The sequence below is a fragment of the Tsukamurella sp. 8F genome (genome assembly GCF_029167375.1).
Lineage (GTDB): Bacteria > Actinomycetota > Actinomycetes > Mycobacteriales > Mycobacteriaceae > Tsukamurella.
The window spans coordinates 1-23,404 of record NZ_JARFTP010000027.1 but is presented as its reverse complement, the minus strand read 5'-3'; the positions used below and the strand labels follow the sequence as shown (position 1 = coordinate 23,404).

21 protein-coding genes and 1 pseudogene are annotated in these 23,404 nt (G+C 69.6%); 11 read left to right on the top strand and 11 right to left on the bottom strand.

What is annotated here, in order from left to right:
* Positions 1-6: 6 nt before the first annotated feature.
* Together kdpA and P0W64_RS17585 are read right to left on the bottom strand one after the other, a co-directional pair.
* On the bottom strand, positions 7-1,665 hold the full coding sequence (gene kdpA / locus P0W64_RS17590) for a potassium-transporting ATPase subunit KdpA (protein WP_275481464.1): 1,659 nt from the start codon (positions 1,663-1,665) through the stop codon (positions 7-9).
* Positions 1,662-1,754 carry a potassium-transporting ATPase subunit F gene (locus P0W64_RS17585; RefSeq protein ID WP_275481463.1) on the bottom strand — a complete coding sequence of 31 codons (93 nt, stop codon included), beginning with the start codon at positions 1,752-1,754 and terminating at the stop codon, positions 1,662-1,664. The genes kdpA and P0W64_RS17585 overlap by 4 nt, the downstream gene beginning before the upstream one ends.
* Positions 1,755-1,859: 105 nt before the next feature.
* Here P0W64_RS17585 and P0W64_RS17580 point away from each other — a divergent pair, with 105 nt between their 5' ends.
* From P0W64_RS17580 to P0W64_RS17565, 4 genes are read left to right on the top strand one after another with little or no spacing between them, the layout of a single operon-like run.
* Positions 1,860-3,137, top strand: a complete 1,278-nt coding sequence (locus tag P0W64_RS17580; RefSeq protein WP_275481462.1) for a chloride channel protein — start codon at positions 1,860-1,862, stop codon at positions 3,135-3,137.
* The gene (locus P0W64_RS17575; protein ID WP_275481461.1) at positions 3,094-4,308 is read left to right on the top strand and encodes an MFS transporter; all 1,215 of its coding nucleotides are present in this window, start codon (positions 3,094-3,096) and stop codon (positions 4,306-4,308) included. The genes P0W64_RS17580 and P0W64_RS17575 overlap by 44 nt, the downstream gene beginning before the upstream one ends.
* A gap of 52 nt (positions 4,309-4,360) precedes the next feature.
* On the top strand, positions 4,361-5,215 hold the full coding sequence (locus P0W64_RS17570; RefSeq protein WP_275481460.1) for an alpha/beta hydrolase fold domain-containing protein: 855 nt from the start codon (positions 4,361-4,363) through the stop codon (positions 5,213-5,215).
* Positions 5,212-5,892 (top strand): WYL domain-containing protein, encoded by a 681-nt coding sequence (locus P0W64_RS17565; RefSeq protein WP_275481459.1) that lies wholly within the window; start codon positions 5,212-5,214, stop codon positions 5,890-5,892. Before P0W64_RS17570 ends, P0W64_RS17565 begins: the two co-directional genes overlap by 4 nt.
* Before the next feature lie 46 nt (positions 5,893-5,938).
* Here P0W64_RS17565 and P0W64_RS17560 read toward each other — a convergent pair whose 3' ends face one another.
* Positions 5,939-6,625, bottom strand: a complete 687-nt coding sequence (locus P0W64_RS17560) for a hypothetical protein (protein WP_275481458.1) — start codon at positions 6,623-6,625, stop codon at positions 5,939-5,941.
* A 48-nt stretch (positions 6,626-6,673) separates the two neighbouring features.
* Entirely contained in the window at positions 6,674-8,281 is a 1,608-nt protein-coding gene (locus P0W64_RS17555; protein WP_275481457.1) for a phospholipid carrier-dependent glycosyltransferase, read from the bottom strand.
* A gap of 16 nt (positions 8,282-8,297) precedes the next feature.
* Here P0W64_RS17555 and rsmI point away from each other — a divergent pair, with 16 nt between their 5' ends.
* Positions 8,298-9,152, top strand: coding sequence for a 16S rRNA (cytidine(1402)-2'-O)-methyltransferase (gene rsmI / locus P0W64_RS17550; RefSeq protein ID WP_275481456.1), 855 nt, complete (start codon positions 8,298-8,300; stop codon positions 9,150-9,152).
* On the opposite strand, the gene P0W64_RS17545 is transcribed toward rsmI, so the two are convergent.
* Both P0W64_RS17545 and P0W64_RS17540 read right to left on the bottom strand, forming a co-directional pair.
* Positions 9,128-9,634 (bottom strand): hypothetical protein, encoded by a 507-nt coding sequence (locus tag P0W64_RS17545; protein WP_275481455.1) that lies wholly within the window; start codon positions 9,632-9,634, stop codon positions 9,128-9,130. The two genes, rsmI and P0W64_RS17545, sit on opposite strands and share 25 nt — an antisense overlap.
* A gap of 88 nt (positions 9,635-9,722) precedes the next feature.
* Positions 9,723-10,808 (bottom strand): aminodeoxychorismate synthase component I, encoded by a 1,086-nt coding sequence (locus P0W64_RS17540; protein WP_275481454.1) that lies wholly within the window; start codon positions 10,806-10,808, stop codon positions 9,723-9,725.
* A gap of 113 nt (positions 10,809-10,921) precedes the next feature.
* On the opposite strand from P0W64_RS17540, the gene P0W64_RS17535 reads away from it, so the two are divergent.
* Together P0W64_RS17535 and P0W64_RS17530 are read left to right on the top strand one after the other, a co-directional pair.
* Complete coding sequence (locus P0W64_RS17535; protein ID WP_275481499.1) at positions 10,922-12,505, top strand: AMP-binding protein; 1,584 nt, start codon at positions 10,922-10,924, stop codon at positions 12,503-12,505.
* Between the two features lie 70 nt (positions 12,506-12,575).
* Positions 12,576-13,061 (top strand): LppP/LprE family lipoprotein, encoded by a 486-nt coding sequence (locus P0W64_RS17530; RefSeq protein ID WP_275481453.1) that lies wholly within the window; start codon positions 12,576-12,578, stop codon positions 13,059-13,061.
* A 33-nt stretch (positions 13,062-13,094) separates the two neighbouring features.
* On the opposite strand, the gene metG is transcribed toward P0W64_RS17530, so the two are convergent.
* From metG to P0W64_RS17510, 4 genes are all read right to left on the bottom strand, one after another.
* Positions 13,095-14,639, bottom strand: a complete 1,545-nt coding sequence (gene metG / locus P0W64_RS17525) for a methionine--tRNA ligase (protein ID WP_275481452.1) — start codon at positions 14,637-14,639, stop codon at positions 13,095-13,097.
* A 103-nt stretch (positions 14,640-14,742) separates the two neighbouring features.
* Complete coding sequence (locus P0W64_RS17520; RefSeq protein WP_275481451.1) at positions 14,743-15,915, bottom strand: hypothetical protein; 1,173 nt, start codon at positions 15,913-15,915, stop codon at positions 14,743-14,745.
* Positions 15,916-15,979: 64 nt separating this feature from the next.
* Positions 15,980-17,149 (bottom strand): hypothetical protein, encoded by a 1,170-nt coding sequence (locus P0W64_RS17515; protein WP_275481450.1) that lies wholly within the window; start codon positions 17,147-17,149, stop codon positions 15,980-15,982.
* Between the two features lie 79 nt (positions 17,150-17,228).
* Positions 17,229-18,719, bottom strand: coding sequence for a TIGR03767 family metallophosphoesterase (locus P0W64_RS17510; protein WP_275481449.1), 1,491 nt, complete (start codon positions 18,717-18,719; stop codon positions 17,229-17,231).
* A gap of 67 nt (positions 18,720-18,786) precedes the next feature.
* Between P0W64_RS17510 and P0W64_RS17505 the strand changes: the two genes are divergently transcribed.
* The 3 genes from P0W64_RS17505 to rsmA all read left to right on the top strand — a co-directional run bounded on the left by P0W64_RS17505 (position 18,787) and on the right by rsmA (position 22,079).
* Positions 18,787-19,623, top strand: a complete 837-nt coding sequence (locus P0W64_RS17505; protein ID WP_275481448.1) for a TatD family hydrolase — start codon at positions 18,787-18,789, stop codon at positions 19,621-19,623.
* 108 nt (positions 19,624-19,731) lie between these two features.
* A complete protein-coding gene (locus P0W64_RS17500; RefSeq protein WP_275481447.1) occupies positions 19,732-21,201 on the top strand; it encodes a resuscitation-promoting factor in 1,470 nt (489 codons plus the stop codon).
* The gene (gene rsmA, locus P0W64_RS17495) at positions 21,150-22,079 is read left to right on the top strand and encodes a 16S rRNA (adenine(1518)-N(6)/adenine(1519)-N(6))-dimethyltransferase RsmA (protein WP_275481446.1); all 930 of its coding nucleotides are present in this window, start codon (positions 21,150-21,152) and stop codon (positions 22,077-22,079) included. The genes P0W64_RS17500 and rsmA overlap by 52 nt, the downstream gene beginning before the upstream one ends.
* Here the strand turns inward: rsmA and P0W64_RS17490 are convergent.
* Positions 22,064-23,002: a WYL domain-containing protein gene (locus tag P0W64_RS17490; RefSeq protein ID WP_275481445.1), complete on the bottom strand. Its 939-nt coding sequence runs from the start codon at positions 23,000-23,002 to the stop codon at positions 22,064-22,066. The two genes, rsmA and P0W64_RS17490, sit on opposite strands and share 16 nt — an antisense overlap.
* A 44-nt stretch (positions 23,003-23,046) precedes the next feature.
* Between P0W64_RS17490 and P0W64_RS17485 the strand changes: the two are divergent.
* Positions 23,047-23,404 (top strand): annotated as a pseudogene (locus P0W64_RS17485) (4-(cytidine 5'-diphospho)-2-C-methyl-D-erythritol kinase); the annotation flags it as partial.

Below are 23,404 nucleotides of genomic sequence, written 5' to 3'. Positions count from 1 at the left end.
TGATGTTCACAGAGCGGTCTCCGAGATCGGCCCCAGTGCGAGGGCGGGTACGAACGTCAGGCCCGCTACCAGCAGGACGACGCCGACGGTCATCGTGACGAACAGGGGCCGGTGGGTTGGGATGGTGCCGTCGGTCACCGGGACCTTCTGTTGCTGCGCCAGCGATCCCGCGAGCATCAGTACCAGCACCAGCGGTACGAATCGGCCTAGCAGCATCGCGCCGCCGAGCGTGTAGTCGAACCACTGCGTGTTCACGCCGAGGCCCGCGAACGCGCTGCCGTTGTTGTTGGCCGCCGACGCATACGCGTAGAGCAGTTCCGACAACCCGTGCGGCCCATCGCCCGTCATCGCGGCGCGCCCCCAGCTCTGTCCTATGGCGAAGCCGGTGCCGACCAGGACGACCGCGGGCATCACTAGGACGTACAGCGCGGCCAGCGTGATCTCAGGACGGCGGATCTTCTTGCCCAGGTACTCGGGCGTGCGGCCCACCATGAGCCCGGACAGGAACACGGTGATCACCGCGATCACCAGCATCCCGTACAGACCCGAGCCGACCCCGCCGGGGCTGACTTCGCCGAGCACCATGTTGAGGATCGTCATACCGCCCGCTCCGGGCGTCAGACTGTCGTGCGCGGCGTTGACGGCCCCCGTCGACGTAGACGTGGTCGCGGTCGCGAAAAGGGATGTGCCCCACTGCCCGAACTGCCATTCCTGGCCTTCGAGTGCCGCGCCGGCGGCGCGGGATGCAGCGCCCTGCCCTGCGAGCTGCGCCCACGTCGTGACCGCGAGCGAGGCGGTGAAGATCGCGGTCATCGCGCCGAGGATCGCGTACCCCTGACGGTGGTTTCCCACCATGTTCCCGAACACCCGCGGCATCGCCACGGGGATCAGCAGGATGAGGAAGACCTCGAAGGCGTTGGTGAACGCCGTCGGGTTCTCGAACGGGTGCGCCGAGTTCGCATTGAAGAAGCCGCCGCCGTTGGTGCCCAGCAGCTTGATCGCCTCCTGCGAAGCGACCAGCCCGCCCGTCAGTAGTTGGCGCCCGCCCGCGACGGTCGCGATCTCGCGGTGCTGCCACAGCGTCTGCACCACGCCCTGGCTGAGTAGGACGATCGCGCCGACCGCGGAGAGTGGGAGTAGCACGCGCACGCAGCACCGTGTGAGGTCGACCCAGAAATTGCCCAGCCGATCCGTGTGCTGCCGCACGAAGCCGCGCACCAGCGCCACGGCGACCGCCACCCCGACCGCCGCCGACACGAAGTTCTGTACCGCGAGGCCCGCGGTCTGCGCGATGTTGTTCATGGCCGATTCGCCCGAGTACCACTGCCAATTGGTATTCGTGACGAACGAGATCGCAGTGTTCAGGGCCTGGTCGAAGCGCCACTGCGATGGGTGCACACCGGGCAGCAGCCCCTGCAGCATGAGCAGCGCAGTGAGAACGACGACGCACACGGCGCTGAACGCCAGGGCCGCGACCGCGTAGGTCCTGTAGGTCTGCTCGGCATCCGGGTCCACTCCGACTGCGCGGTACACCCATCGCTCCACGCGCCAGTGCCGCTCGGCCGTGAACGCGTGCGCCATCGCGTCGCCCAGCGGGCGATAACAGATGGCGAGCGCGAGCAGCACCGTCGCTACCGTCAGCAGGCCGGCGACGGTGTCGCTCACCGGAAGCGCTCCGGGCGGAAGAGGGCGTACAGCAGGTACGCGACCACGAGGGCGGCCGCGATCAACGCGACCAGATCGGCGATATCCATGACCCGAGCAGACCACCGGATACGGCGGCGGGGCACCGTCGTTGACGGGGCCCGTATACGTCTTGACGCGTTCTTGACGCCCGCACCGCGGGCTACCATGCGAATGTGATCCGGCCCGCGCGTCTCGTCACCGCCCTGGTGGTCGCGGGCATCGTCGCCGGGGTCGCAGGCGGCGGCTGTGCGGTCGTCCTCCGACTCATCCAGCACGTCGTGTACGACTACGCGTCCGGCTCCCTGCTCGACGGGGTGACCAGCGCCGGGCCGGCCCGGCGCGTGGTCGTCCCGGCCGTGGGCGGCATAGTGGCCGGTCTGGGCTGGTGGGCCCTTCGGCGGCGGGCCACGGTGCCGCGCCTACGCGCCGTCGTCGAGCTCCCCGGCCGGCTGCCGTGGCGTGCCCTCGTGCCGGACGCGCTGCTGCAGATCGTCGCCGTCGCGACGGGCGGTTCGATCGGCCGGGAGAAGGCCCCGCGCCAGCTCGCGGCCGTGTTCGCCGACGCGGCGACGCTGCGCTTCGCGCTGAGCGACGCCGAGCGGAGGCTGGTGCTCGCCGGGGCCGCGGGCGCAGGTCTGGCGGCGGTATACAACGTGCCGGGCGCGGGCGCGCTGTTCGCCCTGCGGGTGCTGCTCGCGACGTGGGAACCGTGGGCGGTCGTCGCCTGCGTGGTCACATCGGCGTGTGCGACGTTGACCGCACTGCCGGTCACCCGCGGTGAGTCGACGTACGCCTGGCACCCCACCGGGCCCGGGGTCATCACCGACGCCGGCGCCGCGACCTGGGTCGCGGCCGCGGTGATCGTGCCGCTGGCGGCGCTCGCGGGTGTCTTGTTCACGCGCTTGATGCGGTGGGCGGATCGCCGCCATCCGCCGGGGTGGGCGCTGCCGGGAATGCTGGGCGTTGCGGGTGTCGCGGTCGGTCTGTCGTCACTGTGGCTCCCGTCCGTGGCGGGCAACGGGAAGTCGATCGCCACGCTCGCGCTCGTTACCGGGGCGCCGCTCGGCGCGTATGTGGTTCTACTGGTTCTCAAGCCCGCGCTGACGGCGCTGTACCTGCGCTCGGGCGCGTCCGGCGGTCTGCTCACACCGTCGTTCGCGACAGGTGCCGCGCTGGGTGCCGTGGTCGCGCTCGTCTGCGCGCACTGGCTGCCGGGCGCGTCGGTCCAGGTGTGCGCGCTGATCGGCGCGGCCGCGATGGTCTCGACCACGGAGGACGCGCCGCTGTTCGCGGGCGTCTTCGCGTGGGAGCTGGCGCATCCGCAATTCGCGCTGCTCGCGGTCCTGGTGGCGGTGGCGGTGGCGGTGCACCATGGGCGGCGTCGCGCGGGTGCGATAATGACGCCTCGTGACGCCAGCCCCGGAGAACCTCGAGAACACGCCGGAGGCTAGCCGCAGGGTCCCGGCCGAGGTATGGGTGCTCGTCGCCGCGGGTTTCGTCATAGCGCTCGGCTACGGCGTCGTAGCGCCGGCCCTGCCGGAGTTCGCGCGCAGTTTCGACGTCGGGATCGCGGCCGCGTCCGCCGTCGTCTCCGCCTTCGCGATCATGCGACTCGCGTTCGCCCCGGCTACCGGTCCCATCGTGCGGCGGCTGGGGGAGCGGTACGGCTACATGATCGGCGTGTTGGTGGTCGCGCTCTCGACGCTTGCGGTCGCATTCGCACAGAACTACTGGCAGCTCATAGTCTTTCGCGGACTGGGAGGCGTCGGTTCCGTCCTGTTCTCGGTCTCCGCGATGGGACTGATGATCCGGATCGCGCCGGCCGAGATCCGCGGCCGCATCTCCGGTGTGTACTCGTCGAGCTTCGTGCTGGGCAGCATCAGCGGTCCCCTGTTGGGCGGTGCGCTCGTCGGCTTCGGTCTGCGCGTGCCGTTCGTGGTGTATGCGGTCGCGCTGGTGATCGCCGTCGCCGTCGTGTACCTCGCCCTGCGCGGCTCCACCCTGGCGCGCCCCGCGGCCGCCGAGCCGGTGGCGGCGATGACGGTGCGCGAGGCCATGCGGGACTCCGCGTACCGCGCTGCCTTCTGCACTGTGCTGGTGTTCGGTTGGGTGTACGCGATGCGCGTGTCGCTGCTACCGCTGTTCTTCACGGCACAGCTGGGGCAGACCGCGGCAATGGGCGGATACGCGCTCGCCGTATACGCCGCGGGCGACGTCGTGGCGATGTTCCCGTCCGGACGTGGGTCGGATCGGTTCGGGCGCAAGCCCTTCCTCATCGTCGGCCTCGCGGTCCTGGGTGTCGGCACCCTGGCGCTCGCATTGACATCGTCGGTGCTCGTCGCCTTCGTAGTGACATTCCTGTCGGGCCTGGGAACCGGCATGGTCAGCCCTGCGCTCCAGGCCGTGCTCGCGGACGTCCTGCACGGCCGCGGGCGCAGCGGCACAGCGCTGTCCGCCTACCAGATGGCGCAGGATGCGGGCACCATAACGGGCCCTCTGGTCGCGGGCGTTATCGCGCAGGCCCTGGGCTTCTCGTGGGCGTTCACGGTCACCGCCGTCCTCGCTGTGCTCGCCGCATTCGCCTGGATACCGGCCCGGGAGAGCCGCGTCACGGTGCCCTGATCGCGGCAACGGTGACATTCCGTTGTCGCGTGGCCGGTGCACCGTGGTCGGCATGACAGATCAGCTGACTCGATACGAGATGCGCACCGCGACCTTCGGGTATACGACCGTGCAGGAGACCGCGGCCGCGGGAGAGCGCTGGCGAGCCCGCGCAGCGGGCATCTACTCACCACCTCCCGGCATGAGCTTCGCCGAATACCGCGACACCGTCGTCGTGGGCGACGGCGCCGACGCCGGCGCGGTCGACGAGACCGTCGCCGGCGTCCCGGTCCGTGTCGTCCGCCCCGAACGGCCACGCGACGGCGTCGTATTACACGTCCACGGCGGCGGCTGGTGCCTCGGCTCACACCGCACGCAGGACGGCCGGCTCGCCGCCGTCGCGGAGGCGACCGGGCGTACGGTCGTCTCCGTGGGCTACCGCATGGCGCCCGAATCCGCCTGGCCCGCAGCGCTGGCGGACTGTGTGGCCGTTGCCTCGGCCTTCGATGATCTGCTGATCGCGGGCGAATCCGCCGGCGCCCACCTCGCGGTCCTGACGATGCTGGCAGTCGGGCCCGGCCGGTTCCGGGGTGCGCTGCTCACCTACGGCGCCTTCGACCTGGCCGCACCCGCGGTGGCGCGGCCGGTCGGCATCGCCTTCGGCGGGGTGGACCTGCGTCGGTACTCTCCGCTGTTCGCGGACCTCGCCGGGGTTCCGCCCGCGTGTTTCGTCGTGGGAACACGCGACCCACTACTGCCGGACACGCTCATGATGGAGGCCCGCTGGCGCGGTTTCGCGGACACGCGCCTGCACGTCGCCGCGGCCGCCGACCACGCGTTCACGCTCGAACCGATCGCCGTCACTCATGAGGCCGAGCGCCTGTCGCGTGCATTCCTGCGCGATATGGCGTCCAATCGTGGGCGATGAACCGCCGCGAACGTCTACACGCCCTCGTCGATGCACTGCGCGCGGGGAGTCCGCGCCTCGTCACCGTCGCCCGGCTGTCCGAGCGTTTCGGGGTGTCGGCGCGAACTGTGCAGCGCGATCTCCAATCGCTCATGGCCGCAGGCGTTCCCGTGCGCTATGAGTCCGGTCCCGGCGGCGGGTGGACCATCGACCGCCGCCACACGCTGCCGCCACTGCAACTCACGGAGGGCGAGGCGACGGCTCTCGTCGTCGCGGCGACCGCGAGCGACGCCCCGGTCGGGATCGACGTGCGTACAGCCGTGGACAAGATCCGCGCGGTGCTGTCCGACGAGACCAACGGCGTAGTCGACGCCGCCCTCGCATCCGTCGCCGTGCTGCCCCGAAACGAACGCGTGGCAGCCGTGGTCGGGGACGCCATCACGCGACGTACCGCCCTCGAGCTCGAGTACGCCGACGCCTCGGGAACCCGGACGACGCGTACCGTCGAGCCGATCGGCCTGCTGGCCGGGGGCGGGCACTGGTACCTCATCGCCTGGTGCCGCGAGCGGCGTTCGGAGCGCGGGTTCCGCATGGACCGCATCTCGGCCGCCCGTGCGACCGCCGAACGGGTACCTGCGCGCTTGCTGCCGGAGGCGCTCGCCGATGGACCGGGTGCCGGCGCGCGCACGCTGCGCTGAGCACCCCGGTCGCGTGGGCGAGCACCGACTCAGCCTCCCCGCGGCCTCACCCCGTGAAGGCCGCCAGGAGTCGCTGCACGTCGTTGTCCGACGCGGTCGCGGTGAAGCGGCGGTCGTTCCTGCTGAAGGAGGCGAAAATGGGGCAGCTCGACGCGGTCGCGTCCACGGTGCCGGCGCGCCCGACCTTCCGTCCGGTCTTCGCCTCGTAGACGGTCACGTCGTAGCGCGTCGAGTAGTAGTCGGCCGTGACCTTGCTGCCGTTGTCATCGAACTCGCAGGTCATCGACTTGGTCGCGGCGCCGGATACCTCCGTCAGGCACGCTACGGCGTCCACCCGACCGATCGCGGCCTTGTCCGTGACATCCTTGGGGTCGGTCGGCAGCGTCACGGCCGACCAGTCGATCATCGCGAACGAGGACGGTCCGAAGGCGAGGAAGGTGTGCGGCTTCGCATAGGCGGCCGCGTTCGTGATCGCACCGCCGTCGCAGACCGCGTCGAAGGACGTGGTGGACGTCGCCTCTTGCGTGTTCAGCGCCCGTTGTGCCGGGCCCGCCAGCGCCCAGACGCCGATGCCGAGGACGACGAGCAGTACCACACCCGCTGCCACGAGCGACACGATCAGGGCGGTGTGCGACTTGCGTGGCGGTTGCGGGGGCGGTATCTGCCATCCCGCCTGCCACTGCGGCTGGTTCCACCCCTGGTGCGGCCCGACGGGGCCCTGCGGTCCGTTCACCGGGTGAGCGTAGCGACGGCCACTTAACGCCGGGTTGCATCACGCACCTCAGCGCCAGCTGGGCAGCCACATCTCCATCTGCCACCACCAAGTGGAGATCGCCTCGCCGGTGAGTATCGGCCAGAGCCACGCGAAGTTCAGCACCACGATCGCGGTGTAGACGATCACCACGAACTGCCCCGTCATGACGCGCTCGCGCGTGAACCGCCTCGCGCGTCCATCGGTGCCGAGTATCTCGGCGCATATGAGTGCGATCGCTATCGCGAGGAAAGGCGTCAGGGTCAGGCCGTAGAAGTAGTACATCTGCCGGTCGAGATCGGTGAACCAGGGCAGGTAGGTGGCGGCGTACATCAGTGTGACGGCGGCATACGCCCAGTCCCGCTTGACGAGGAACTTCCATATCGCCCACAGCATCACGGGGACCGACAGCCAGGCGAATGCGGGCGTCCCGACCGCCATCACGGCGCGCACGCAGTCGCCGCCGCTGCACATGCCGCTCAGCTGATCGGACGTGTAGCTGTACAGCATGGGGCGCAGGCCCATGGGCCACGTCCACGGCTTGGACTCCCACGGGTGGTGATTGCCCGCGGAATTGGTCAGTCCCGCGTGGAACTGCAGCACCGTGTCCTCGTAGTAGGCGAGCGAGCGCAGCGCGGCGGGCACCCACCCGAACAGCCCGCCCGAGCCGACGGCGTTGCCGACCTCGTAGCGGAACACCGCCGTCTCGGATGCGAACCACGCCCAGAACGTCCCCAGATAGATCAGGATCGGCAGCACACCGAGGACGAGCCCCGTCGGGATCAGGTCGCGCACCAGTGTGCCCACCACCGGGCGCCGCACCCGGTATGCATACCGTGCAGCGAGGTCGAAGCCGATGGACAGTACCGCCAGGCCGAGGAGGTAGTACAGCCCAGACCACTTCACGCCGCACGCCAGCCCGATGCACACCGCTGCGCCGAAACGCCACCACCGGAAGCCCATCCGCGGGCCGAACGGCGAGTCGTCCATGCGGCCCTCGGCCGCCACCTTCGCGAACCGCGCCCGGACCTGGTCCCGGTCCGCGATCACCATCGAGAACGCCGCGAATCCGAACGTCACCAGGAATATGTCGAGCAGCCCCACGCGCGAGGACACGAACGTCAGCCCGTCGCAGATCAGGAAGATCCCGGCGAGCGCGCCGATCAGGGTCGACCGGGAGAGCCGGCGCGCAGACCGGATCGTGAGGAACACCAGCAGCGTCCCGCACACCGCCGACGCGAAGCGCCACCCGAACGGCGTGTAGCCGAACAGCCACTCGCCGCCCGCGATCATCCATTTGCCCACCGGTGGGTGTACGACGAGGCCGTATGCGGGGTTGTCCTCGATCCACCGCCCGCTCGTCAGCATCTGCCACGCCTGCGGCACGTAGTGCTTCTCGTCGAATACCGGGGTGTGGACGGCCGTGTTCCCGTTGAAGCCGTCATTGGTCGGGGTGCCGAGCCCCCAGAACCTGGTGATCGCAGCGATCGCCGTGAGGACGATGGTCACGACCCACCCGCGCAGCCGGTCGGTCGCGCCGAAGACGGGCGGCAGCGGCGGCCCGGGGCTCAGCAGCGGGCGCTCGGGCGCGGGCGCGTCGAGTACCGAGCCGGCGGGTTGGGCGGTCACGCGACCCATCGTAGGGTGTCTGGTCGTGGACACCGTGGAGCATGCGCCCGTCGACGGGGGACGGTTGGTGGTCGCGGGAGTGCCTATGGGTAATCCCGGCGACGCTACCGAGCGCCTGGTCAGGGCCCTGGCCACGGCCGACGTGATCGCGGCCGAGGACACTCGCCGTGCCCGGTCGCTGGCGTCGTCGCTCCGCGTCGAACTCGCCGGGCGCGTCGTCAGCTTCTACGACCACAACGAGCGGGCCCGGATCCCAGGCCTACTCGACGACATCCGCTCGGGGGCCACGGTCCTGCTGATCACCGACGCCGGTATGCCTTCGGTGTCGGACCCCGGGTATCGGCTGGTGGCGAGCGCGGTCGACGCCGGGCTCGCCGTCACCTGTCTCCCCGGGCCATCGGCCGTGACGACCGCCCTCGCGCTGTCGGGCCTCGAAGTCGAGCGCTTCTGCTTCGACGGTTTCGCGCCCCGCAGATCCGGTGCGCGACGCGCGTGGCTGACCGAGCTCACGACCGAGCGCCGCGCATGTGTCTTCTTCGAGTCACCCCACCGGCTCGCCGAGACCCTCGCCGACGCCGCCGAGGTGCTGGGAGCAGACCGCCGCGCCGCCGTGTGCCGCGAGCTCACCAAGACCTACGAAGAGGTGCGACGGGGCCCCCTGAGCGAGCTCGCCGCGTGGGCCGCCGACGGCGTACGGGGCGAGATCACCGTCGTCGTCGCGGGTGCGCAGGTGCGCGCCGCGAACCCCGAGGACCTGGTAGGCGAGGTGCGCGCGCGCGTCGACGCTGGGGAGCGGCTCAAGGATGCGTGCGCCGCGGTAGCCCGGGAGACGGGAGCGTCGAAAAGGGAGCTGTATCAGGCCGCGCTCGGCGCGCGCTGAGTCAGTAGCCAGCGCAGCAGCATCACGACGACGGTGGCGCCGACCGCGAGATCCAGATAGTGGCATGCCATCGCACCGATGTAGGTGGGTCCGCCCCACGCGTTCACGGTGAAGTTCGGGTCCAGTCCGGCCAGCACCTGGACGCCCGCGCGGAACGCCGCGAACGCCAGGACCAGCAGTAGGGGAGCGGCCGCTGCCAGCCGGAGCGGGCTCAGCCGCACGAGCCGGGGCCGGGGGTCACGCAGCCGCAGGATCGCCAGGGCCAGCGCCGCACCGACCAGCGCAACGATGAAGTGCTGTGTCCACGCCGACGTCCACGGCACGTATCCGGCGACCACGGGGTCGCGCTGCGAGTAGATCCATCCGCCCATGGCGACTCCCACGGCGAAAGCAGCCGCCAGCGCGGCGCACAGCGCCCGCACCGCCGGCGTTCGGCGCAGAGGCGTGGGCGTTACCGGGATCGTGGGTTCCGTGGCGGTCATGCCTGCAACACTGCGCCCTGCGCGCGCTCGCCGTCGTCATACTCGAGAGTGATCTCGACGGGTCGCAGCCGACTCACTGGACGCGGTCTCAGCCGCTGGTGACCGAGACGATCGACGCGGCCTTGTGCATGCACTCGGCGAACTCGGCATCCGGATCCGAATCGATGGTGATGCCGCCGCCCACCCCGAGGCGCAGCGTCCCGTCCGGGGCACACTCGATGGTGCGGATGGCGACGTTCAGGTCCAGACCCGTTGCCGGATGATCGATTCCGATGGCGCCGCAATACGTGCCGCGCGTGTGTCGTTCCCACGTGGTGATGCGTTCGCGCGCGGAGATCTTCGGGGTGCCCGTGACCGAGGCGGGCGGGAACGTCGCGTCCAGCAGCTGCTCGCGGGTGATCTCAGGCCGCAGCTCCGCGGTCACGTGGCTGACGAGGTGCCACACACCCGGCGCCCGGTCGACCCGCAACAGGGTCGGTGTGTGAACGCTCCCCACCTGAGCGACCCGGCCCAGGTCGTTGCGCACCAGGTCCACGATCATCACGTTCTCCGCGACGTCCTTCACGCTGGCGCGCAACGCCTCCGGCGCCTGAGTGAGCGGCAGCGTCCCCTTGATGGGGTGTTCGGCGATAGAGCGACCACGCCCTGCCAGGAACGTCTCCGGTGAGAACGACATGATCGCGCCCCAATCGCCTTGTAGAAAGGCCGCTTTCATCGGTGAAGTGCGAGTTACTATGTCGCAGAACATGTCCAGTGGATCGCCGTCGAGTCGACCCTCGAACCGGGTGCATACGTTGACCTGGTAGACGTCTCCGGCACGGATCGCTTCCCGGCACGCCTCCACTGCGCGGCGATGCGGCGACTGGTCGGGCGGATTCCACGAAGCGTGCCAGGCGTGGCGCGTTCCGGACGTGGTTCCGAGCGTGTCCCCCAGCATGAGATCTCCGGGATGGCCGCCGATCACCTCGGGTACCAGCCGTCGGTCGCCGGGATGCTCGTCGGGGTAGCCGATAAGGCCGAGCCAGGGTGCGCCGTCGGGGGCCACGCCGCGGATGAGTGCGGGTTCGGGGGCGAGTACTGCGCCGTGGCCGCCCCACGAGCCGAGTAATGCGGCCGGCCGCGCGCCGTCGTCACGCAGCGCCCGCAGCGCGGACGGGGCGTCGGGCTGCTGCACGCGCCCATCGTTCCACACGCGCCGAATCGGGCCGATCGGGCACCCCGCGCGTCGATCGGCACCTAGTGTTTGCGTTCCCGGCGGAATCTCTAGGAGGCCCCAACGTGCCCGGAATGCGTCCCGATCTGAGTGGCGTCGACCCACTCGTAGCGAATCTCACCCACCGCGTGTGCATCGGTGACCTGCCGACTCGCGCCGCGCACCAGTTCGGAGATCGGATCGCGATCGTCGACGGAGGTGTGGCACTGAGCTATTCGGAGCTGGAGGCACGCTCGAACGCGATCGCCCGCGGGATGGCGGCGCGCGGTCATGAGCGCGGCGACGCCGTCGCGCTGCAACTCCAGAATCGCTGGGAGTTCGCGGTGGCCTTCTTCGCATGCGCCAAGCTCGGGGTCGTGGCGATGCCTATCAACCTCGCTCTCTCTGCGGACGATATCGCCTATCAGCTCACGGATTCCGGCGTGACCGCGGTGTTCACCGAGGACGGCTTCGTGCCGGTCCTCGAAGCCGCCCTCGATAGTGCACCGCACGCCGCGGTACGCGCCGTGTACCGGGTCGGCGGCAACGAGCCGGTGGGGGGTCTCGACACGGTCGCCTTCGGTGACCTCGCAGGCGCGGAGACGAGCCCGGTCGAGGTCGTGGTGGAGGATCGGGATGTACTGCACTGTCTGTACACGTCGGGTACGACGTCTCGTCCCAAGGGTGTCGTCACCAGCCACGTCGCCGTGCAGATCGGCGTGCTCACGACGGCCGTCACCGCCGGGCTGCGGCCCGACGTCGTGCCGCCCGTCCAGCCGATCGTGCTGCCGCTCTTCCACGTGACAGCGCTGGACGTGGTGCTGCTGCCGACCCTCGTCGTCGGAGGCACCGCAGTGCTGCTCCGCGGTTTCGACGCCGCCGAGGTGGTCGGGGTCTTCGCGACACATGCTGTCACGAATATCGCTCTGCTGCCGATGATGTGGGCCGCGATCCTGAGGGAGCCGGGCCTGGAACATGCCGACACCGATTCGCTGCGGACAGGCTTCTACGCGATGGCGCCCATGCCCGCCAGCCTGCTGACGGCGCTGCGCGAGCGGTTCCCGAACGCCGCGATCATCCTGGGATCCGGGCAGACGGAGACCACCCCCGTGTCCGAGATGCAGTGGCCCGGCCATCAGGGCGTCAAGGACGACTCGTGGGGCCCGGCCGTGCCCACCACCGACATCGCGATCATGGGCAGTGACGGCCGCCTGCTCGGTGCCGGCCAGGAGGGCGAGATCGTCTACCGCACACCGCAACTCATGGAAGGCTATTGGAACAACAGGGATGCCAACACGGCCGCGTTCGCCGGCGGCTGGTTCCATGGCGGCGACATCGGCTACCTCGATGAGGACGGAGTCGTGTGGTTCACCGACCGCGCCAAGGACATCGTGAAATCGGGCGGTGAGAACGTCTCCTCGGTCGAGGTCGAGCGTGTGCTCCTCGCGCACGACCGGGTCGGCGAGGCCGCCGTCGTCGGCCTACCGGACGAGCGGTGGGGCGAGGCCGTGACCGCGATCGTCGTAGCCGTCGGGGAGGGCGACGACGCTCTTGCCGAGGACATCCGCGAGTTCGCCCGCGGGCGGCTCGCCGGTTTCAAGGTGCCCAAGAAGGTCGTATTCGTCCCGGCCCTCCCGAAGACGGCGACGGGGAAGATCCAGAAGCACCGTCTGCGATGACGGGTAACAGCGACCGCTTCCTCTATCGATGTATCAGGAGACATCGATAGAAGAAGCAAAGGAGCCGAACATGCGAATCCGATCCGCCCTGCTCGCCCCCGCGCTGGTCGCCGCGGGTGTCGCGGCACTGCCCGCCACCGCCACGGCGACGCCGTCGAGCTGTCCTCAGCTTCCGTCCGACCGGGTCGCCGATGCCGTGAACAGCCTGCCGCGCGCGTTTCCGGATCGCGCCTGGGTGGTCACGGCACACGGGGCGTCGAAGGACTGCACCCTCAACTGGATCCAGGTCTTCCCGCAGGGCTCGACCGGCAGCTCGCCGACGCAGGTGCTGTTCTTCGACCACATGAAGTACTCCTCGGTGGCGACGCCGCGCACGGGGTTCACGACAGTCGTGGACAGTGCCGCCCCCGATCAGGTGACCGTGCGGTTCCGGTGGATCGCCGGCGACGAGCCCAACGCAGACCCGCAGGGTCACGCCGACGTCCGCTACGTGTCCGGCCCGCAGGGCCCGGTGCACCCGATCGACCCGATCCCGCCGCAGGTGACCCAGCGGTGACGTGCGACCCGCTCCCTCCGCGACCGGCGGGGGCTACTCGGGCTCGACATACCGGGGGAACACGCCCTGCGGTTTCGGCAGCGGCGTCCCCGGTACGAGCGCGTCGGCGAGTTCGGCGAACGTACGGGCCTCCTCGGGCTGTTCGAGCAGGGTGAGCAGTTCTTCGGCCGACGTCGGCATCACCGGCTGAACCAGCAGGGCGACCTTGCGCACCACCTCGGCGGTCACGTACAGCACCGTCGCCATCCGCTTCGGGTCGCTGGCCTTGAGCTTCCACGGTTCCTGCGCGGAGAAGTACCGGTTCGTATCGGCGAGCACCTCCCAGACCGCCTCGAGGTAGAGGTGCAGGGCCTGCTCGTCGATGTGTCCGCGCACGGTGTCGATGAGGCCCGAGGCCTTGGCGAGCAGGGCGTCGTCGTCGGGCGTGAACTCGCCCGGCTCCGGGACCGTGCCGTGGCAGTTCTTGTTGATCATCGACAGCGAGCGCTGCGCCAGGTTGCCCAGCTCGTTGGCGAGGTCCGCGTTGATGCGGCCGACGATCGCCTCGTGGCTGTAGCTGCCGTCCTGGCCGAAACTCACCTCCCGCAGCAGGAAGTAGCGCACAGCGTCGAGGCCGTAGGCCTCGATGAGCGCGTAGGGGTCGACGACGTTGCCGACCGACTTGCTCATCTTCTCGCCCCTGTTGAACAGGAAGCCGTGGGCGAACACGCGCTCGGGCAGCTCGATGCCCGCACTCATGAGGAACGCGGGCCAGTAGACCGCGTGGAAGCGGATGATGTCCTTGCCGATCATCTGCAGGTTCGGCGGCCAATATCTGCCGAAGCGCTCCGACTCGGTGTCAGGGTAGCCGGCGCCGGTCAGGTAGTTGGTGAGTGCGTCGACCCAGACGTACATCACGTGGTCGTCGTCGCCGGGTACCGGTACGCCCCAGTCGAACGTGGTGCGGCTGATCGACAGGTCCTTGAGACCGCTCTTGATGAAGCTGACGACCTCGTTGCGGCGGGTCGCCGGCTCCAGGTAGCCGGGGTTCTCCTCGAACAGCTTCAGCAGTCTGTCCTGGTAGGCGGAGAGGCGGAAGAAGTAGGAGGCCTCCTCGGTCCACTCGACCGGCGTTCCGGTCGCGATGGCTGCCCGGGTGCCGTCCTCGAGGAGCGTCGTCTCGTTCTCGGCGTAGTAGGCCTCGTCGCGTACCGAGTACCAGCCCGCGAACGTGTCCAGGTAGATGTCGCCGCGCGCGGCCATCTTCTTCCAGATCGCCTGCGAGGCGGCGTAGTGGTCGAGATCGGTGGTGCGGATGAACCGGTCGAACGTGGCGCCGACCGCGCGCTGCATCGCCTCGAAGGCGGCGGCGTTGCGATCCGCGAGAGCCTTGGTCTCGATGCCCTCCTTCGCCGCGGTCTGCTGCATCTTCAGGCCGTGCTCGTCGGTCCCGGTCAGGTAGAAGACGTCGAACCCGTCGAGGCGCTTGAATCGTGCGATGGTGTCCGTCGCGATGTACTCGTAGGCGTGCCCGATATGCGGCGCACCGTTGGGGTATGCGATCGCCGTCGTGATGTAGAAGGTCTTGTCTGAGCCCATGATGGGGGCCAGCTTATCGGTGGAGCCCGGAAGGCCCTAGGCAATACCTCCGCCACGAATCCAGGTTCCGCACCTCGACGACGCGCCGGAAAGCGTGTCGGACTCACCCCGCCTCGGTCAGCAGTGCGTACTCGGCGGAGGCCTTCTGGCGTGCATCCCCGATCGAACTCGCGGTCAGGTCGGCGACGTAGCGGCCCACCGCGACACCGCATCGAAGCAGAGTCGCGTCGTAGTCGCGGACGCATTTCATGCCGGGGACGCCCGGAGCGGCGTCGGCCGGCTTCTTGTCGCCGATGGCGTACAGGTCGGTGAGGAACTGCTTCGCGGCACCGGCGTCGCGGGTGCGGTAGACGACGCCGTCGGATTGACCGACCAGGTCGACGCCCGCCGTGACGTAGATCCCCTTCTTGGAGATGTCTTTGATGCGGTGGAACAGGCCGGTCTGCGAGAGGTAGCCGGTGGCCAGCTCCGTTCCGACGGATGTGGACGACGACTGCTTCAATCCGAGGATCCGCGACATGATCCCGTCCCTGTCCGACGGCAGCTTGGTCACCTCGGCGACCGGAGTCGGCGTGAACGATTTCAGCCGGGGTATCTCGAGCTGGTATGCCTTGGTCACGAACCCGGCGGCGTCCGACGTGGTCGGACCGGTACCGCTGACGTTGACGACGATCGGCCCCTGCGCCAGATAGCTGTCTACGGTGCCTGGTTTGAACTCCGTGGCGACCGCCCCCGGGGCGCTGGAAATCGAGACCTGCTCCTTACCGGACACTTTTGCGCGGATCTGGGTGACGGCTTTCTGCGCGGCGGCGTCGGTCGGAAACCGATAGAGCCCGATCCGGGTCGCGACCGTCGGCGAGTCCATCGAATCGCCGCGGGTGGTCGTCATTCCGACCTTCATCCCGTTGGCCTCGAAGACGAGGGACGTGTCGTCGGGGACACGGCTGCTGAGCTGTATCCCGGAAAGCACTGGGAAGGAACGCAGCCCGGCGCCGCCCAGCGTCATGCGAGAGTCGATCTCGTTCACCTGGATCAGTGCATCACCCATCCGGTTGCCCTCGGCGACCCAGGCCTGGTCACTGCTGAAAGCCGGGATCGCACGCGGTGTCGTCGGGTAGGAGCCGGTGTCGAGGCCCGCAGGGATCGAGGCGGTGGAGCCGGACTTGTGGCCGGACGATCCTGTGGCGGTGCCTGCGGTCTCGGTGCTGCAGGCGGCGAGGGCCGTCGCAGCGGCGACGGACAGGATGAGGGCCGGGAGGCCGAGGCTTCTTCTCATGTCGGGCATCCTGCGCGGGCGCGCTTGCCCGATGGTTAACGAGGGTTTGCCCGACGGCGCCCGGTCAACCCGCCTTCGTGAGGATCACCCACTGGGCGGCGGCCTTCTTCTGCGCGTCCGGCAGCGAATCGGCGAGCACGGTCGCCACGTATCGCTGCACCACGACCACGCAGACGTAGCTGCTGGACGCGCTCGTCTCACGGGCGCACCTCATGGCGGGCTGCTTCGGTACCGATGCCGGGGAGTACTTGTCCGAGGAATAGAAGCCCTTCGCGAAGTCCTTCGCGGCTCCCGCGTCGCGGGTGCGGTAGACGACGCTACCGGCCTGGCCGACGAGGTCGACTCCCGCGCGCTGGTAGCGATCGGCCGTCGAGATGTCCTGGATCCGGTGCAGTAGTCCCGTATACGACAGATACCCCTGGCTCAGTTCGGGATTCGGATCCTCGGTGGAGTCGTACGGCAGGGTTCGGGACATGATCCCGTCCTCGTCGGCCGGTAGGCCGCTCACCTCGGCCGCCGGAGTCGGCTTGAACGAGTCCAGCTTGGGGATCTCCAGCTTGAACGCCTTATCGACGAAGCCGGTCGCCGCGGCGGTCGTCGGTCCGGTACCGCTCACATTGATGACGATGGGTCCGCGCGCGAGATAGCTGTCGACGGTGCCCGGCTTGAACTCCGTCGCGATGCCTCCCGGCGCCGAAGCGATGGGGATCTGCCGCTTGCCCGCGCTGTCGGACTTGATGCTGTCGACCGCCTTCTTCGCGTCCGCGTCGGTGCCGAAGCGGTACAGGCCGATCCGCACCGCGACCGTCGGGTTCTCCAGGCGGTCGCCGCGCGTGGTCGTCATTCCGACCCGCATCGAGGCGCTGCTGAAGGCCGACGCCGTGTCGTCGGGCACGCGCTCACTGAGTTGCATGCCGCGGAGTACCGGGAAGGAACGCAGGGCCGCCCCGCCGATGGTCATGCGTGGGTCGACCTCGTTGACCTGGATCAGCGCATCGCCCATCCGGTTGCCCTCCGCCACCCAGGCCGAGTTGCTCGAGTTGGCCGGGATCGTGCGGGGCGTCGTCGGATAGTTCCCGGTCTGCAGGCCGGACGGTATCGCGGCCGAGGCTCCCGGTCCATGTCCCACGGCCCCGGAGATGCCGGTCGCCGTCCCCGTGACGGTGGTGGAGCAGCCGGCGAGCAACGCCGCCGTCGCGACCGAGGCCAATGTCGCCGCCGTGGCATTCCTCATCGGTCGTCCCTTCTGGCAGAGCATCGCGGGTGGCGCGGAATCGGTCACCGCGTGAACCTACCCGTGCGCGTGCGGCGTGTCAGCCCGCGAACGGATCCGGCAGCAGCAGAGTCGCGTTCACTTCGCCGTCGGACGGTCGGGGCTCGGATTCCTGCCAGTCGAGGTCGGCGATCTCGCGAGACAGGCCGGCGAGCGAGAGCACATCACCCGTGCCACCGCCCCAGGGTGCTTCGCCGAGATGGTCGACCGCGCGTACGTCGATCGCGAGCAGCCCGTCGGCGCGGCGGGAGACCTCGACGGTGCGCGCCTGTTGCGGCGCGTCGATCAGCGACGCGGCCGTGGCCTCCCACAGCGGGAAGCGCCCGCGGTGTGCCTGTACGGCGTGCCGGTGTGTGTGCCCACTCAGCCAGAGCACCGCGGAAGGGTGCGCGGTCAGCTCCGCCAGCACTTCGGGGCCGAGGACTCGGCGCTCGTCCGATGTGCGGTCGTTGGTGAGCGCCGACGCCGGATGGTGCGAGGCGACCACGGCGTACCGCCCGGCATCGTCGGCGGCGGTCAGCTCTGCGCGCAGCCAGTCGAACTGCTCGTGGTCGATCGAGCCCTGCCAGTAGCCGTGCGGGTTGACGGTGTCGAGGACCAGGAAGACGATCTCGTCGGCACCGTCCAGGGGATGCGCGTAATACGCGTTCCCCGACTCGCGGTTGCCGGCCGTGAAGCCGTGGCCGTCCCCGTGCATCTCGATGAACTCTCGGCGCGAGACGAATCGGCGCGAGAGGTCGGGCGTCACCTGTACGGACCGCAGGCGCCTGAGATCGCCGAGCGGGGGCGAGCCGGTGCCGCCTGTCGTTCGGCGCCGGTCGCCCAGTGCCAGGGCGAACGCCACGCGTTCGCCCGCTGTCCAGTCCGATGGGAAGCCGACCGGCTTGAGTGGACCCGTCGCGAACGCGCCGAGCCCGTCGGGCAGCGCGAGCGTGCCCTGCACGAGCCTGTCGTGGTTCCCATGCGTCGTCAGCCACGGCACCGTCAGGCCCGGGGAACGGAACGGCCGCCGGGCGGCGCTGAGGAGGCCGGGCACCGTCGGGAGCCCGAAGAGCGAGGTGGGCCGGCAGCCGCCGGTCTCCGGTTGCCAGTAGTGCGGGTCGCCGGACCCTGCGACCCCTTCGAACCGATCTCTATCGCCGGAGTCCGGCGCGACCTCGCCACCGTCGAGGACTGCGAGATACCACTGCAACTCGTTGAGCTGAGCGTTGTCGACGTTGTCGCCGGTCGACAGTGCGATCGACGGCGCCGCGCCCGTCGCGGGACCGGCGGCGATCGCGTTGACGGCCTGCACCATGGCGGTGGCCACCTGTGTCGTCAGGATCTCCTGCGGGCGGTGCGAGCCGACGTGCCCGACGGCGTCGTATGCCGGATCGTCGGGATCCCCGAATCTGTCCAGCAGCTCGAGCCGCGCGGGCGACTGCGCGTCGCACACGTGCAGGTCCGACAGGTGGACGGCCGACAGCAGAACGTCGACGGTGGCGGAATGCTCAGGTGCACCGGGGCAGAAGTCGTCGCGGGTCTCCATCATCTCAAGGTCCTCTGCGTGGATGGCGGGCGAGGGGAGGCGGCGTGAACGGGTTTGGAACACTGGCTACATGGGTAAGAGGAAGCCGCCGCCCCCGCTACCGGAGCCGCTGCCGGGCCTCGTGGACGCGCACACGCACTTGGATTCGTGCGGCGCGCGGACTCCCGAGGCGGTGCGGGAGATCGTCGATCGCGCGGCATCCGTGGGCGTCGCGCGGATCGTGACGGTCGCCTGCGACATCGGCGAGGCCCGGTTCGTGATCGATGCCGCGGGGTGGGACACCCGGGTGTCGGCTGCGGTGGCGCTGCATCCGACGTCGGCGCACGAGCTCGAGGCCGACGGCGTCGCCGAAGAACTGGAGTCGCTCGCAGCGGACCCGCGATGCGTGGCGATCGGCGAGACGGGCCTGGACTGGTACTGGCTGGGCAAGCGGGACGACGTGGCGACGCCCGAGCAGCAGCACACGTCGTTCGGTTGGCACATCGACCTCGCGAAACGCCTCGGCAAGCCCCTGATGATCCACAATCGCGACGCGGACGCGGACGTTCTCGCCGACCTCGACCGGTTCGGCGCACCCGAGGTGGTGATCTTCCACTGCTTCTCCGGCGATGCCTCCATGGCGCGTGAATGCGTCGACCGCGGGTATGTCCTCAGCTTCTCCGGCACGGTCACGTTCAATAATGCGACGGACCTGCAGGAGGCAGCGCGCCTGGTGCCCGATGAGCAGCTCCTCGTCGAGACCGACGCACCCTTCCTGACGCCTCATCCCTACCGCGGCACGCCCAATGAATCGTATTGCGTCCCGTACACCGCCAGATTCCTTGCGGACCTGCGCGGCATGACACCCGAACATCTCGCTTCGGCTACGACGGAGAATGCCCGCCGAGTGTATGGTGTGACGTCCTGACCTGCGTCTTTCCGTCACGGGTAGCCAAGAGCTCGCTTTCCCGTTACCGTACTGTGACTTAAGCGGTGATCATCCGGTTACCGAGCAGCCGATCCGGGAAGTAATGACGTGGCAGAACTCGACGCCCTCGACGCCGACCAGGACGTGCACCAGACGCAGCGTTCGAACCGCTTCGCAACCCCCACGGTAGGGGCCGAGCGAACCGCAGAATTCGACCTCGAGCGGGTCGCCGAGCGAGCCGCGGGCGGCTCCGCCGGCGACGAGGCCGCGTCCGCCGATGGTGCAGGCGAGGTCGCTGAGCTCCGCTCCGAGCTGCACCACCTCGAGGACGAGGTGCACGGGCTCGAGGGCGAGGTGCACGAGCTCGAATCCGAGCGCGATGCCGCCCTCGCCGCCGAGCATCGGGCCGAGGCCGCCGAGACCGAGGCCGAGGCGACGCCCGTAGCCGTGAAGCCCCGTCGCCTCGCCGCGCTGCACAACCGCACCGTTCGTATCGTCCTCGCCGTGCTGCTGATCCTGCTGATGATCGGCGGCGGCATCGCGATCGCGCTCTACCAGACGGTCACGGTCATCGTGGACGGCAAGGCGCGCACCGTAGACACCATGAGCACCTCCGTACGCTCCATCCTCTCGGCCGCCGGCGTGTCCGCCGGCAGGGGCGACCTGGTGAGCCCCGAAGCCGGTGCGAGCATCAAGGGCGGCACCATCACCGTCAACCACGCCCGGCCGCTGACGGTCAACGTGGACGGCAAGGTCCGTCACCTCACCACGACATCCCTGAACGTCGAGGGTGCATTGGCACAGAACGGCCTCGGCGACGCGCGCAACTTCACCTCGCTGCCCGGCACCGCGCCTGTGCCCACGCAGGGGGGCGCCGTCTCGGTCGTCACCCCGCAGCCCGTCAAGCTCGTGGACGGCGGCAAGACCGTCAAGGCCGACGCGGCGGGCCGCACCGTCAGCGAGTACCTCGCCAAGATGGGCGTGCCGCTGCAGCAGAAGGACACCGTCACCCCGGCCGCCAACTCGCCGATCAAGGCGAACATGACCATCACGGTCACGCGCCTGCGTACCTCGATCGTCACGGCGACCGAGAAGTACACGGCCCCGCCGAAGCGCGTCGACGACCCGAAGCTGCAGAAGGGCAAGACGAACCTGACGAACCCCGGTAAGCCCGGTTCGCAGCAGGTCCGCTACGAGGTCACCACCCGCAACGGAGACGTGGTCTCGCGCAAGAAGCTCTCCTCGAACGTCACCGACAAGGGCACCCCCGGCGTCCTCGCGGTCGGCACCGCGGCCGGTGCACCCTCGGTCGCCTCGGGGTCCGTCTGGGACCAGCTCGCGCAGTGCGAGTCCACCGGCAACTGGGCTATCAACTCCGGCAACGGTTTCTACGGCGGCATCCAGTTCGACTACGGCACCTGGCTCCGCTGGGGCGGCGGCAAGTACGCGCCGCGCGCCGATCTCGCCACCCGCGACGAGCAGATCGAGATCGCCCGTAAGACCCTCCACGCGCAGGGATGGACCGCATGGCCGGCCTGCTCGTCGAAGCTGGGTCTGTCCGGGAACTCGGAGCCCTGATCGGCGAGTCCCGACCCGCACGACTGCTCGGCCCCGCGGATATCCGCGGTCTGGCCGGGCAGTTGTCGGTTCGGCCCACGAAGACGCTGGGGCAGAACTTCGTTCACGACGCCAACACCGTCCGCAAGATCGTCGCGGCGGCCGGAGTACGCCCCGAGGACATCGCTCTCGAGGTCGGGCCCGGGCTGGGGTCGTTGACCCTCGCGCTGCTCGATATCGCTGCTTCCGTGACCGCGATCGAGATCGATCCCGTCCTGGCGCGGCAGCTCCCGGTCACCGCGGAACACCGCGCGCCCGACCTCGCGGCGAATCTCACCGTGATCGAGGCTGACGCGCTCGCCGTGACGGCGGGTGAGGTCGCCGCCGCCGGGAGCCCGACGGTGCTCGTGGCCAACCTGCCGTACAACGTGGCCGTGCCGGTTCTCCTGCACCTGCTGGCCGAGATCCCCACCCTCCGTACCGTTCTCGTAATGGTGCAGCTGGAGGTGGCAGACCGTCTCGCCGCCGGCCCGGGATCACGCGTATACGGTGTGCCCTCGGTGAAGGCGGCCTACTACGGCGACGTGCGGAAAGCCGGAACGGTGGGCCGCAACGTCTTCTGGCCGGAGCCCAACGTGGAGTCCGGGCTGGTGCGGATCGACGTGCGCCCCGCGGCCGAGCGTGCCGATATCGATCGGGCCGCGTTGTGGTCGGTCATCGACGCGGCATTCGCCCAGCGCCGCAAGACCTTACGTGCCGCCCTGGCTCCCTGGGCGGGTTCGGCGCCCCGCGCCGAGGAGATTCTCACGGCGGCCGGCATAGATCCACGGGAGCGCGGAGAGAAGCTCGACGTGGGCGGCTTCGCGGCGATCGCGCGGGCCGCTCAGGATGCGAGATAGCGGCGGCCGATCTGGTGGCATGCGACGCGCAGCTCATCGGGTTCGAGTACGCGGAACGGCAGGCCGAAGTAGCACAGCGCATGAGCGATCCGCTCGACAGATGCCGACCATACCGTCACCACGCATGAGTCGGGGCCACCGGATTCCACTGCGCCCCAACGGTCGTCGACCATCTCGGCAACCTCGTCCAGCGGTGCGAGGATCTCGATCCGCGCTGCCGCCTGCCGATACGCCCGGTCGACGGAGCGCTGCACGTGCGCCGCGGCCCCGGAGCCGCCGGGCAGCTCGCGGGGCGTGAAACCCGGCCCCGTCGGCACCACGGGCCGCATGCGATCGATGCGGTAGGTGCGCCAGTCGTCGCGTGCTATGTCGAAACCAACCAGGTACCAACGCCTCCCGAGACGTACCACCGCATGCGGCTCGCACTCGCGGCGGCCCTCGGCACCGTCGTTGCGGATGTAGTCGAAGCGCAGTCGCTCGTGTGCGCGGCACGCGCCGCCCACGGCCCGCAGCACGTCGGCGTCGACACCGTCGTCGGGGCGCTCCGGCGTGAAGAAGCGCACCGCGTCGAGGCGGTGGCGGATCCGCGACGGCATGACCTGACGCAGCTTCGCGAGTGCACTGGCCGAAGCCTCGTCTAGGCCCGCGACCGCCGCGCCGGACTGTAGCGCGACGGCCACGGCGAGAGCCTCGGCATCGTCGAGCAGGAGCGGCGGCATCTCGGCGCCGCGCCCGAGCCGGTACCCGCCGCCGACGCCGCGCGTCGCATCCACGGGATAGCCGAGAGTGCGCAGTTTCTCCACATCGCGCCGCACGGTCCGCTCGGTGACGTCGAGCCGTCCGGCGAGGTCGGCCGACGACCACTCGCGCCGCACCTGGAGTAGGGACAGCAGCTGGAGCAGGCGGGCGGAAGCGTCGAGCACGACGCCAGTCTTCCATGTCGCAAAGGTCCAAGTAGGCTGCTCACGTGTTGTCCGTCGTCCCCGAGCCCGTGAGCGCTCGCGCATACGCCAAGGTGAACCTCCACCTGGCTGTCGGCGACCTGCGGGCCGACGGGTACCACGAACTCACCACGGTCTTCCAGTCCCTGTCCCTGCACGACGACGTGACACTGCGGGCGGGTGCAGGGGCCGTCGCCGTGGGAGGCGAGGGCGCGGCCGACGTGCCCGCTGATGCGACCAACCTGGCGGCGCGTGCGGTGCGCGCCCTCGCGGAACGCCACGGCGTCGGCGCGGACGTCGACGTGACGATCGCGAAGGGTATCCCTGTCGCCGGGGGGATGGCAGGCGGTTCGGCCGATGCGGCCGCCGCGCTGGTGGCGGCCG

What these genes read in the sequence shown, in the direction of transcription:
- metG (WP_275481452.1), bottom strand. Translation starts at nt 14,639, where the DNA reads ATGGGCTCAGACAAGACCTTCTACATCACGACGGCGATCGCATACCCC.
- P0W64_RS17555 (WP_275481457.1), bottom strand. Translation starts at nt 8,281, where the DNA reads ATGGGTCGCGTGACCGCCCAACCCGCCGGCTCGGTACTCGACGCGCCC.
- P0W64_RS17565 (WP_275481459.1), top strand. Translation starts at nt 5,212, where the DNA reads ATGAACCGCCGCGAACGTCTACACGCCCTCGTCGATGCACTGCGCGCG.
- rsmA (WP_275481446.1), top strand. Translation starts at nt 21,150, where the DNA reads ATGGCCGGCCTGCTCGTCGAAGCTGGGTCTGTCCGGGAACTCGGAGCC.
- P0W64_RS17510 (WP_275481449.1), bottom strand. Translation starts at nt 18,719, where the DNA reads ATGATGGAGACCCGCGACGACTTCTGCCCCGGTGCACCTGAGCATTCC.
- P0W64_RS17530 (WP_275481453.1), top strand. Translation starts at nt 12,576, where the DNA reads ATGCGAATCCGATCCGCCCTGCTCGCCCCCGCGCTGGTCGCCGCGGGT.
- P0W64_RS17515 (WP_275481450.1), bottom strand. Translation starts at nt 17,149, where the DNA reads ATGAGGAATGCCACGGCGGCGACATTGGCCTCGGTCGCGACGGCGGCG.
- P0W64_RS17535 (WP_275481499.1), top strand. Translation starts at nt 10,922, where the DNA reads ATGCGTCCCGATCTGAGTGGCGTCGACCCACTCGTAGCGAATCTCACC.
- P0W64_RS17505 (WP_275481448.1), top strand. Translation starts at nt 18,787, where the DNA reads ATGGGTAAGAGGAAGCCGCCGCCCCCGCTACCGGAGCCGCTGCCGGGC.
- P0W64_RS17545 (WP_275481455.1), bottom strand. Translation starts at nt 9,634, where the DNA reads ATGACCGCCACGGAACCCACGATCCCGGTAACGCCCACGCCTCTGCGC.
- P0W64_RS17570 (WP_275481460.1), top strand. Translation starts at nt 4,361, where the DNA reads ATGACAGATCAGCTGACTCGATACGAGATGCGCACCGCGACCTTCGGG.
- P0W64_RS17520 (WP_275481451.1), bottom strand. Translation starts at nt 15,915, where the DNA reads ATGAGAAGAAGCCTCGGCCTCCCGGCCCTCATCCTGTCCGTCGCCGCT.
- P0W64_RS17585 (WP_275481463.1), bottom strand. Translation starts at nt 1,754, where the DNA reads ATGGATATCGCCGATCTGGTCGCGTTGATCGCGGCCGCCCTCGTGGTC.